This is a genomic window from Rhizobium sp. BK619 (genome assembly GCF_014195245.1).
GTDB lineage: Bacteria > Pseudomonadota > Alphaproteobacteria > Rhizobiales > Rhizobiaceae > Rhizobium > Rhizobium acidisoli.
In genome coordinates, this window is record NZ_JACIBH010000006.1 from 107,839 (window position 1) to 119,180 (window position 11,342).

The 11,342-nt window shown below is 62.8% G+C and carries 11 protein-coding genes; 1 reads left to right on the forward strand and 10 read right to left on the reverse strand.

Going from position 1 to position 11,342, the window contains the following annotated elements:
• Positions 1–65: 65 nt before the first annotated feature.
• Positions 66–1,358 carry an FAD-binding oxidoreductase gene (locus FHX14_RS12790; protein WP_184377333.1) on the reverse strand — a complete coding sequence of 431 codons (1,293 nt, stop codon included), beginning with the start codon at positions 1,356–1,358 and terminating at the stop codon, positions 66–68.
• Between the two features lies 1 nt (position 1,359).
• Positions 1,360–2,652, reverse strand: coding sequence for a PLP-dependent aminotransferase family protein (locus FHX14_RS12795; protein WP_246713388.1), 1,293 nt, complete (start codon positions 2,650–2,652; stop codon positions 1,360–1,362).
• Between the two features lie 106 nt (positions 2,653–2,758).
• On the opposite strand from FHX14_RS12795, the gene FHX14_RS33030 reads away from it, so the two are divergent.
• A complete protein-coding gene (locus FHX14_RS33030) occupies positions 2,759–3,148 on the forward strand; it encodes a hypothetical protein (protein ID WP_246713389.1) in 390 nt (129 codons plus the stop codon).
• Between the two features lie 170 nt (positions 3,149–3,318).
• On the opposite strand, the gene FHX14_RS12805 is transcribed toward FHX14_RS33030, so the two are convergent.
• The 8 genes from FHX14_RS12805 to FHX14_RS12840 form a co-directional block, all read right to left on the reverse strand.
• Positions 3,319–4,119: a PhnD/SsuA/transferrin family substrate-binding protein gene (locus tag FHX14_RS12805; protein WP_184377335.1), complete on the reverse strand. Its 801-nt coding sequence runs from the start codon at positions 4,117–4,119 to the stop codon at positions 3,319–3,321.
• Positions 4,120–4,160: 41 nt separating this feature from the next.
• A complete protein-coding gene (locus FHX14_RS12810) occupies positions 4,161–5,615 on the reverse strand; it encodes an NAD-dependent succinate-semialdehyde dehydrogenase (protein ID WP_184377336.1) in 1,455 nt (484 codons plus the stop codon).
• 10 nt (positions 5,616–5,625) lie between these two features.
• The gene (locus FHX14_RS12815; protein ID WP_184377337.1) at positions 5,626–6,702 is read right to left on the reverse strand and encodes an ABC transporter ATP-binding protein; all 1,077 of its coding nucleotides are present in this window, start codon (positions 6,700–6,702) and stop codon (positions 5,626–5,628) included.
• The gene (locus FHX14_RS12820) at positions 6,699–7,499 is read right to left on the reverse strand and encodes an ABC transporter permease (protein ID WP_003591609.1); all 801 of its coding nucleotides are present in this window, start codon (positions 7,497–7,499) and stop codon (positions 6,699–6,701) included. The genes FHX14_RS12815 and FHX14_RS12820 overlap by 4 nt, the downstream gene beginning before the upstream one ends.
• A gap of 1 nt (position 7,500) precedes the next feature.
• Positions 7,501–8,373 (reverse strand): ABC transporter permease, encoded by an 873-nt coding sequence (locus tag FHX14_RS12825; RefSeq protein WP_012556339.1) that lies wholly within the window; start codon positions 8,371–8,373, stop codon positions 7,501–7,503.
• A 112-nt stretch (positions 8,374–8,485) separates the two neighbouring features.
• Entirely contained in the window at positions 8,486–9,496 is a 1,011-nt protein-coding gene (locus tag FHX14_RS12830; RefSeq protein ID WP_184377338.1) for an ABC transporter substrate-binding protein, read from the reverse strand.
• Between the two features lie 49 nt (positions 9,497–9,545).
• On the reverse strand, positions 9,546–9,869 hold the full coding sequence (locus FHX14_RS12835) for an NIPSNAP family protein (protein WP_184377339.1): 324 nt from the start codon (positions 9,867–9,869) through the stop codon (positions 9,546–9,548).
• Positions 9,870–9,874: 5 nt separating this feature from the next.
• Positions 9,875–11,338 carry an aldehyde dehydrogenase gene (locus FHX14_RS12840; protein WP_184377340.1) on the reverse strand — a complete coding sequence of 488 codons (1,464 nt, stop codon included), beginning with the start codon at positions 11,336–11,338 and terminating at the stop codon, positions 9,875–9,877.
• Positions 11,339–11,342: the final 4 nt, after the last annotated feature.

The following is an 11,342-nucleotide window of genomic DNA, read 5'->3' on the forward strand; positions in this document are numbered from 1 at the left end:
ATTCAGCAATTCAAATGGTTTCAGCGCCCTTTGTGCGTCTCAAAGGACGCGGGCGCTATAACGGCTCAAAACCGATCGGGACGCAGGGGCGCCAGGTCGATGACCGGATCTTGCCCGGCAACGAGCTGAGACACGAGATAGCCGGTCAAGGCCGACAGCGTCAGGCCGAGATGGCCGTGGCCGAAGGCATAGGTGAGGCGGGGCAAGCAGCGCGAGCTGCCGATGACCGGCAGCGAATCCGGCATGGACGGCCGGAAACCCAGCCACTCGTCGCCGCCTTGTCCGGCGGCGGGCAGCAGCATTTTCACGCCGTCACGGATCATCGCCGTCCGCCTGGGGTTCAAGGGAGCGGCAAGCCCGCCGAGTTCAACGGTTCCCGCGGCACGTAACCCATCCGCCATCGGCACCATGTAGAAGCCATGCTCGGGATAGCAGACCGGACGCGACAGAAGATTGCCGGCCTGCGGGAACAGGACGTGATAACCGCGCTCGGTATCGAGCAGAACGCGATCGCCCGCCGATGCCGCGAGCTTGCGGGACCTGGCGCCGGCGGCCAGGACGGCGTGGTCGGCAAGCATTGCCTTGCCCGCGATCCTAAGACCGATGCCGTCGTCGCGCTGCTCGATTGCCGAGACTTCGCCGCGGATGATCTCTCCTCCGCCATTGACGAGCGCTTGCGCCAGCGCAAAGGCGAGCTGCCTGGGGCTCGAGAATACATAGGCGTCCCGGAACAGCACGCCCTTGTGATAGAGCGGCGCAAGATTGGGCTCCAAGCTTTGGATATCGGCACGGTTGAGCTGCTCCATGGCGACGTCGTGGCGTTGACGCAGCGCGTATTCGGCATCGGCAGCCCGGAATTGCGCTTCCGTCTTGTAGAGATAGAGGCAGCCGTCATGCCGCTTCAGCCGTTCGGCACCTGCCTCCATCACAAGCGGCTGCCAGGCGGCATCGGCATGGGACAGCAGCACCGCCAGTGTCGTGGCAATGCGCTCGACCTCGGCTTTCGTGCTCGATGCCAGGAAGGCGCAGAGCCACGGCGCCAGTTGCGGCAGGTATCTCCAGACAATCGCCAGCGGACCGAGCGGATTGAGCAGCATTCCCGGCACACGCCAGATGACGCCCGGCGTCGCGACAGGAACGACGCCGTGCGGCGCAAAGGTGCAGGCGTTTCCATAGGAACAGGCCTGTCGGTAGGATGCATCGCCCAGTGGCGGCGCCGGATCGATGATCGTGATCCGATGCCCCATTCTCTGCAGCCAGAGGGCCGAGCAGAGGCCGACCAATCCCGCGCCGACAACAGCCACATGCCGGCGCTCGGCGTCGGGCAAGGGCTGAAGCTCGGGGAGCGGCCTATTCATCCTAGACCAGGCCGGCCAGAGCGCGGGGACGATCGTTCAGCGTCGCGGCGATGATGCGCAGGGCCGTTGCCAGTTCCTCCCGCGACGATGCGCAGCCGACATTGACGCGCACGGCATGTTCGACGGGCTGACGATCACAGGCAAAGGCGGTGGCAGCCATGACGGAAACGCCGTGGGCGCGCAGATTGGCGGCGAAATCCTCGCAGCGCCATGGCGCCGGCAGTCTGAGCCAGAGGAACATGCAGCGCGGATCGGCGGAGAAAGAGTGGCCGGCCAGGATCGTCGTCACGATCGCATGGCGGGCGCGCAGCTCCGCAAGCTGGGCCTTCAGGATCGCTTCGGCCGTGCCGTCCTCCAGCCAGCGGGTGGCAAGCAGCAACGGTAGCGGCGAAGGCATCCAGGCGGTCGTGCGCACCGCCTCTGCGGAGAGCAGCGCACGGCCGGGCGGGCAAGTGAGGTAGCCGACGCGCAGACCCGGCGCCAAGGCCTTGGAAAGCGCGGAGATATGGTAGGTCCTCGCCGGAGCGAGCGTGATCAGGGCGCTTGCGTGGGTCCCGAGCATCGGGCCATAGACATCGTCCTCGATGATGACGAGATCATGCTTTTCCGCGACCCCGACCAATTCCCGCCGACGCGCCTCGCTCATGGTGACGACGGTCGGATTGTGCATCGAGGGAACCGTGAAGACGGCGCGCACCGGCTCCCGGCCGCAGATATCGTCGAGCTCCGCCGCCGACATGCCCTGTTCGTCACTTCCGATGCCGATAATGTGGAAGCGGAACATCTGGGCAAGCGCGATCAGGCCGTAATAGGTCAGCCGATCGCAGACGATGGTATCGCCGGGCTCGATCAGGCTGCTAATGACAGCGAGAAGAGCGTGCTGGGCCCCGCTGGTGACGACGATATCGTCTTCGGACGGGTCGAAGCCGTTGAGCGATATCCATTTTCTCGCCGCACGGCGCGCCCAGGCCGGCCCTTCCGGCGGCTGGTACTCCTGCATCTGGCCGAAGCGCGGATCGGACGAAAGCGCCGGCAAGGATTGGGCGAGACGCTGCTGGAAATCGTCGATGGCCGGCCGGTTGACCGTCAGGTCGATGATCCCGGCCGGGCTCGCCGCCCGGTCGACCCGCGGCATGGCGCCGTCGCCGGTGACGATCGTGCCACGCCGGGTGCTGCCCATGACAAGATTAAGGTTCTGCAATTCGCGATCACCATCGATCGATCCCGACGCCTGGATCGCACAGGACGCGACAGTGTGCGGTGACGTCGCCATCGGCGCGGGCAGCAGAATCATGCATGGGGCTCGCCTGGTAGCTGAGGCTGGTGGTTCCATCCGCATCGGGCGGAACTGCATTGTGCTCGAAAATGCTGTAATCCGGGCGACAGGACGCCATGACTGCATGCTAGGCGATCACTGCGTAATTGGCCCCAATAGCCATGTCGTCGGCGCGCAGATCAGTGATGAAGTTTTCATCGCCACGGGGGCTGCGGTGTTTCACGGTGCTGAAATCGGACGGGGCTCGGAAGTCCGCATTAATGGAACCGTACACTTACGCACGCGCCTCGAACCGGGCTCGACCGTGCCAATCGGCTGGATTGCGGTCGGCGATCCAGCACAAATTCTGCCACCCGATCAGCACGAAGCTATCTGGTCGCTCCAGCAGCCTCTCGACTTTCCGGGCTTCGTCTACGGGGTTGATAGAACACAGCCTGACGTAATGAAAAGCATCACGGCGCGCTTGTCTGGCGCTTTTGGGGTGCACAAAGCAGAAAACGGTAAGATGTCGTGACGCCTATCGGCTATTCGCAATATTCGGGTGTCATTACAGCTGTAGACGGGGAGCTGCCGACGGACCCCGTCAGCGTCTTATGCAGCACTGTAGACGCGCCAATTCAGAACATCTGCATAAGCGGGCCGAGTCTGGTAAACAACAGCGACGCCGATTCCCACGGAGCCCCTTCAAGCCCTTAATTGCCGCAACGCCTCGCCGGCCAATGAGAGAAGCGGCTCGTAGTCGGCTTCGGAAAGCACCGCGAAATCAACGAGGCCGAGCGTGGCCCGTGTGGCCGCCAGCAATGGCTCCTTGACAGCAGCGGCAAGCGCACGGCGCAGGAGAAGGACCCTCTCGTCCGAAGCGTCGCCCGAGGTGATGAACGGCAAGCCTGGGCCTTTCGGCGTTTCGGCGATGATGCGGACCCCTTCGACATGACCGGGATCGAAGCGGCGAATGTTGCCATAGGTGACGCAATCGATGGCTGCGCCGTCCGCCCTTCCCTCGGCGACGGCGGCGATGCTGCCGCCGTGGCTGCCGGTTTCGATGATCCGGCCGAAGAAACGGCCCTCGCGGGCAAGCGGCGCGACGGCCGCGCGAAAGAGATTGCTGCCGGAATTGCTGTCGGGGCTGTTGATTGCAGCCGTGGTGCCGCGCAGATCCTCCAGCGTGCGATGGGAAGAACCCGTGCGGACGATGATGAAGCTGCACATCAGCGGACCGTCGCAGCCGGGATGATCATAGACCGGCGTCGCCACCAGGCGAACTTTGCCGCGCAGGCGGCTGGCAAAGGGATAGCCGCATGTCTGCGAGAGGAGAAGATCCGGCCTCAGCCAGGCGTCGTCATAAGCCACCGTCCGATCGAGCGTCTCGGGCAGGTCCGTCAGGCCGGCCTGCGAGAGATAATGCCGGAGGAACGACCAGAGCTCGGCCGTCGCATCTGCAAGCGACTGGGGTGTGAGATACATTGCGATACTGGCGAATTGCATGCTGGTCTTTCTTTTGCGGCATGCGCAAATGTCGACCAAGGTCAGCCAATGCCACCCAAACATACATACTTAAGTTCGGTATATTCGTCCAACCCGTGCCGGGACCCTTCACGGCCGAGACCCGACATCTTCACGCCGCCGAACGGCGCCTCGGCAGTGGAGACGAGACCGGTATTGACGCCGACCATCCCGTATTCGAGCGCTTCGGCGACGCGGAAGACCCGCGATAGATCGCGCGCGTAAAAATACGAGGCAAGTCCGAATTCGGTGTCGTTTGCCTGTTCGATGACATCCCGCTCGTCGCGGAAACGAAAGAGCGGCGCAAGAGGCCCGAAAGTTTCCTCGCGGGCGACCTGCATGCCGCTTGCGACATCGCGCAGAATGGTCGGTTCGAAAAAGAGGCCGCCAAGTGCATGGCGCTTGCCGCCTGAAACGATCCTGGCACCTTTTGCGGTGGCGTCGCCGATATGGGCTTCGATCTTGGCAACGGCGTTTTCGTCGATCAGCGGGCCCAGCACGACATCGCGCTCGAGGCCATTGCCGACCTTCAGTGCCGCAACGGCCGTCGCCAGCTTGGCGGCAAAAGCCTCGTAGACGCCGTCCTGGACATAGAGCCGGTTGGCGCAGACGCAGGTCTGGCCATTGTTGCGGAATTTGGCGATGATTGCGCCTTCGACGGCCGCATCGAGATCGGCATCGTCGAAGACGATGAAGGGCGCATTGCCGCCAAGCTCGAGGCCGAGTTTTTTGATCGTCGGCGCGCATTGCCGATAAAGCAGCTCGCCCGTCCGGGTGGAGCCGGTGAAGGTCAAGACCCGGATGTCACGGCTTGCCGTCAGCGTCCCGCCGATTGCGGCAGCGTCACCGGTGATGATGTTGAGCAGGCCGGGCGGCAGGCCGGCGCGCTCTGCAAGAATGGCGATGGCGATTGCCGAGAACGGCGTTTGCGGCGCCGGCTTGAGAACGACGGCGCAGCCGGCGGCAAGTGCCGGGCCGACCTTGCGGGTGATCATCGCGTTCGGAAAATTCCAGGGCGTGATCGCCGCCACCACGCCGGCAGGCTGGCGCAGCACGAGGATGCGCTTATCCGGTTGATGCCCCGGTATGGTCTCGCCGTTGATGCGCCTTGCCTCTTCGGCGAACCATTCGATGAAGCTTGCGCCATAGGTGATTTCTCCCTTGGCTTCAGTGAGCGGTTTTCCCTGCTCCAGCGTCAGGATCATCGCCAGATCGTCGCGGTTTTCGATCATCAGGCGGTGCCATGCCTTGAGAACGGCGGCGCGCTCGCCGGCGGTCTTCTTCGCCCAAAGCTTCTGGGCGATGACGGCGGCGGCGATGGCATCTTCCGTTTCCGCGGCCCCGAGGTCGGGGACGGCGCCGAGCGGTTCGCCGGTTGCCGGATTGCGCACCGTCGTCGCCTGGCGGCCTTCCGTTTCGATCCAGCGGCCGGCGACCGGGCATGCCTGACGGAATAGCGAGGGATCACTGAGTTTCATAGGACGACTTTCAACAGAACACGTGGGCCGCACCCGGATCGAAATCCAGATGGACCGTATCGCCGCGGCTGAGCCCGGTGATCGCCTCATGACCGAACGGCAGACGAACCGCCAGCGCCTCGCCGTTGGCCGTTTCGGTGGAAACGTGGATATTGTTGCCGAGGAAGGTGATGTCGCTGACGGTGGCGGCGAGGCCCGCTCCCGCTTGAGCACGCGACAGCCGAATGCGCTCCGGCCTCAGCATCAGGGCCGCTTTTGTGCCTGAGGCGCCTTTTCCATGCACCGGAATACTGTTGAAGACGGTTCCGCGGCCGAGCGAAATGGTGGCCTGTCCATCGGATGACGACAGCAGGTCGCAGGAAATAAAGTCGCTGTCACCGATGAATTCGGCAACGAAGCGGGTCTTGGGATTGGCGTAGAGTTCGGGGCCGGTGCCGATCTGGTCGATGACGCCCTTGGAAAAAACGGCGATGCGGTCGGAGAGCCGCAGTGCCTCCTCCTGATCGTGCGTGACGTAGAGGATCGTCACCTCTGTTTGCTGATGGATACGGCGGATCTCGTGCTGGATTTCCTCGCGCAGCTTCTTGTCGAGCGCCGACAGCGGCTCGTCCATCAGAAGCACCGGCGGATCATAGGCAAGGGCTCTGGCAAGCGCGACGCGCTGCTGCTGGCCGCCGGACATTTGCGCCGGCTTGCGATCCTCGAAGCCTTCGAGCCGGACGAGGCGCAGCATCTCCTTCACCTTGCTGTCGATCTCGGCCTTGGACTTGCGCCGGACCTTCAGTGGAAAGGCGATGTTTTCGCCCACCGTCAGATGCGGGAACAGGGTGTAGCGCTGGAACACCATGCCGATGTTGCGCTTGTGCGACGGCGTGGCGAGCAGGGTCTTGCCCTCCAGCGTAATGTCGCCTTTCGTCGGATTGTCAAATCCGGCCAGGATGTAGAGCGTCGTGCTCTTGCCGGATCCGGATGGCCCGAGAAAGGTGAGGAACTCGCCGCGCCGAACGTCGAGGGTAACATCATGCACGGCGACCACAGGGCCGTATTCCTTGCGTATGCCGCGGATCTGAAGGAATGGTTCGTTCATTGTTTCAGTACCTTACGCACGACGGCAACCAGGGCCATCAAGATGATCGTCAAAAGGATGAGAAGGGTCGACGCAGCTGCGACAACGGGCGTCAGGTCTTGCCGCAGCGTCGCCCATACTTTCACGGGCAGTGTCTGCAGGGTCGGGCTGGACATGAAGATCGCCACCACCACCTCGTCCCAAGAGGTCAGGAACGAGAAGACGGCCGCCGAAAACAGCCCATGGCTGATTGCCGGAAGGGTGACCCTGATCTTTGCCTCAAGGGGCGAGGCGCCGCAGAGCACCGCCGCATCCTCGATCGACTTGTCGAAACCTTCAAGCGCACTCGATATCGACAGGATCGAGAAGGGCAGCGCCAGGACGAGGTGCGAGATGACAAAGCCCGTCAAGGTGCCGCCAAGGCCGATCCTGAGGAAGAAGGCGTAGAGCGCAACCGCGAGAACCACGACCGGCAGGATCATCGGCGTGAGGAACAGCGCTTTCAGCGCATCGCGGAACATGAACGAACCGCGCACCAGTCCGAACGACGTCACCAGGCCAAGCAGCACCGACAGGATCGTTACGATGACCGCAATCTTGAGGCTCGTCAAAGCCGATTCCAGCCAGCGCGGGTCGGCGAAGAGTTCGCTGTACCACTGAAACGTCCAGCCCGGCGGCGGAAAGATCAGCCATTGCGAGGAGCCGAAGGACAGCGCCGCGATGAAGACGATCGGCAGCAGCAGGAAGGCTGCGGTCAGAAGCGTTATGCCGAGAAGGAGGTATTTCCACCAGCCGAGACGGTCGAAATTGAGCAACATATCAACGCCCTCCCGGGTTCTGGTTGCCGAAGAAACGCAACTGCACGGCATAGAGCGACAGAGTCACCACCAGGAGAACCAGCGCCGCAGCACCGCCCATTCCCCAGTTGACCAGCGACTGCACGAATTGCGCGATCAGCTCTGCGAGCATCATGTTGGCGGTGCCGCCGAGAAGCGAAGGCGTGACAAAATAACCAAGCGACATGACGAAGACCATCAGGGCGCCGGCCGCCATGCCGGGCATCGCCAAAGGCAGCAGGACCCGCGTCAGGCATTGCCAACGGTTGGCGCCGCAAAGGGCGGCCGCCTGCAGGGTCGACGGGTCGATCTTCTTGATCACGCCGTAGAGCGGCAGGATGATGAATGGCAGCATGATATAGGTCATGCCGATCGTGACACCGGTCAGATTGTTGACAAGCGCCAGCGGCTGGTCGATCAGGCCCATTCCCATCAGCATCTTGTTGATGAGCCCGGTGCGCTGCAGGAGCACCATCCAGGCATAGGTGCGGGCCAAAAGGTTGGTCCACATCGACAGCAAAAGGATCGCAAAGATCACCGAGGTCAGCCGTCCGGGCATGATCGCCAGCGCCCAGGCGACGGGAAAACCGATCACGAGCGAAATCACCGTGACGAGACCCGAGACGATGAAGGTGTTGGCGAAAATCTTGAGATAGGTCGAAGACCCGATCAGCTGCGCATAGTTTCCCAGACCCGGCACGGGTTCCAGCACGCTTCGCAACAGCAGTATCGCCACCGGCACGACAAAAAAGATACCGACGAAGGCGAAAGCCGGAACGACCCCGCTGAAACCTGTTGGCCTGCGTATCTTCGGCAAGGGCGCAACTACGCCGGAGGCATCGCTAAACGTCGACATGACAGTCCTTCCCACCCGTCAATTTCCGCAGGCGCCGGGGTGCAACCGATTTCGCACTGGCACTGCGGGGGCACGGCGACCTTCGCCGTGCCCGTTGATCTCAAGCTTCGGCTTATTTCGCCTGCCAAGCGTACCACTTCTCGCCGATGGCATCGCGATTATCGGCCCAATAAGTCATATCGGCATTGACCTGGCTTGCGGTCTGCTGGTCCGGCAGGGTCTTGGCCGTTTCCGGGTCCATCAGCTTGGCCGAGTCGACATTGATCGGCGCATATCCGGTGGCTTTTGCCAGAGCGGCCTGCGGTTCGGCCGAGGTCGCCAGCGCAATGAACTTCATCGCGGATTCGACATTCGGCGAGCCCTTCGGCACGACAAGTGCATCGGCAGCAGTGATGTTCTGTTCCCAGGAGGTTTCAACCTTGATGCCGGTCGCAGCAAGCGCCGTCATGCGGCCGTTCCAGACGCTGCCGAAGGGCGCTTCGGCGGATGCCAGGAGCTGCTGCGACTGGGCGCCGCCCGACCACCAGATGATATCCGATTTGATCGTATCGAGCTTCTTGAAGGCGCGGTCGAGGTCAAGTGGATAAAGCTTGTCGGCAGCCACGCCGTCGGCAAGCAGCGCGGCTTCGATCACGCCCGGAGCCGACCACTTGTAGAATGTGCGCTTGCCGGGGAACTTCGCCGTATCGAACAGGTCGGCCCATGTCTTCGGGCAGGCTTTGACGGCATCGGCATTACAGCCAATGACGAAGGAATAATAGAAGCTGCCGACCGAATAGTCGGTGACGAAGCGCGGATCGAGCTTGGATTTGTCGATGACGGAGAAGTCAAGCTTCTCGAGCTGGCCGTTCTTGCCGGCCTGGGCGGCATAATCGCCTTCGACGTCGACGACGTCCCAGGTGACTTCGCCGGCCTCGACCATGGCCTTCAGCTTGCCGTAGTCGGTCGGGCCGTCCTGCACGACGGTGATGCCGGTCTTTTCGGTGAAGGGGCTCGCCCATGCCGCCTTCTGCGCATCCTGGGTCGTTCCGCCCCAGCTCGAGAAGACCATGTTGTCGGCTTTGGCCGGCGAGGAGACCGCGACGAATGCGGCAACCGCCGCGAAAGCAAATGTCGTTTTCATGTTCCCTTATCCCTGTTGTGGTTTGTCCTACGGGTTATGCCTTATGCCGTCAGTGCGCCTCGCTCCGGGGAGAAAAGCTTGCTGGCTTCATAATCTTGTTTTCCGCCACCTCGATGAGGGCGCGAATCTTGGGCAGGAAGGCCTGCCACCGGGGATCGGCGAGAAGCCGCTGGCGTCTTGCATCCCTGTCATCTAGGCTCGCAAAGGCCCAGATGTGGACGATCTCGTTGATCGTACCGATCTCCGAGAAGAAGTAGCCGACCAGCGTGCCGAGATGGCTCTTCTGGATCTCGATGCCCTCTTCCTCGACGACCTTGAGATATTGCGGGATCGTGCCGTTCTTCAGCCGATAGGTGCGGATTTCGTAAAACATCGGCGTCACCTCATCACGAAAGGATCGGGGATCGGATCGTCCGAGGTCCGGAGCCAGATCGTCTTGGTACGGGTATAGTCGAGGGCTGCGGCCATCCCGCCTTCCCTGCCGTGGCCCGACAGGCCGAAGCCGCCGAAGGGCGCGATCGGCGATACGGCGCGGTAGGTATTGACCCAGACGATGCCGGCCCGGATGCCCTTCATCAGCCGGTGCGCCCGGGTGAGGTTCTGGGTGAAGATGCCGGAGGCCAGGCCATAGCGGGTGTCGTTGGCAAGCCTCAGCGCCTCTGCCTCGGTCTCGAAGGAGACGACGGAGAGGACCGGGCCGAAGAATTCCTCGATCAGCGACGGCGAAGCGACGTCGTCGCAATCGAGGATCGTCGGCAGGAAATAATAGCCTTCGCCGTCGATCTTGCGTCCGCCGGTAACGAGACGGGCGCCGCTTTCGACCGACCTGGTAACGAGTGCACCGATATTGTCCTGCTGGCGCCGGGTGGCAAGCGGGCCGATCTCGGTCGTCATGTCGAGCGGCGCGCCGATCCGGATCGCCTCGGCCTTCTCCCGCAGCAGGGCGACGAATTTATCCTTGACGCTTCGCTCGACGATCAGCCGCGAGCCGGCAACGCAGCTCTGCCCGGTCGCAGCGAAAATGCCCGCGACCTGGGCGTTGGCGGCACTTTCGAGATCGGCATCGGCAAAGACGATAAAGGGCGACTTGCCGCCGAGTTCGAGCGATGTCGAAGCGAGGTTTTCGGCCGAGTTGCGAACGACGTGCCGGGCGGTCTCGGGACCGCCGGTGAAGGCGACATGCGCGACTTTCGGATGACGGCCAAGCGCCGCACCGCAGGAGGCGCCGAAACCGGTGATGATGTTGACGACGCCGGCGGGAAAGCCAGCTTCGTGCACGAGACGGGCAAATTCGAGAAGCGGCGCCGGCCCGTCTTCCGAGGCTTTGACCACCATCGTGCAGCCGGCGGCGAGCGCCGGGCCGATCTTGACCGCCGACAGGAAGAGCTGGCTGTTCCACGGCACGACCATCGCAACGACGCCGATCGGCTCGCGGCGGAGCCAGACATCCATGTCAGGCTTGTCGATCGGCAGGTAGGAGCCTTCGATCTTGTCTGCGATGCCGGCATAATAACGATAATATTCGGCGACATAGGCGATCTGCGCGGATGTCTCGCGGATGATCTTGCCGGTGTCGCGCGTCTCCAGTTCCGCCAGGACCTGAGCATTGGCGGCCACGAGATCGGCGAGCTTATAAAGCAGCTTGCCGCGTTGGGTGGCCGTCAATTTCGCCCACGGGCCCTCATAAAGCGCCTTCTCGGCAGCGCTCACAGCCCGGTCGACATCCCCTTCGCGGGCTTCGGGCATATCAGCCCAGACCGCGCCGGTCGCCGGATCGATGCTTGGATAGGAAGCCTCGCCATCTAGGAATTCGCCGTCGATATAGTGCTGGAAACGCCGCATGGTC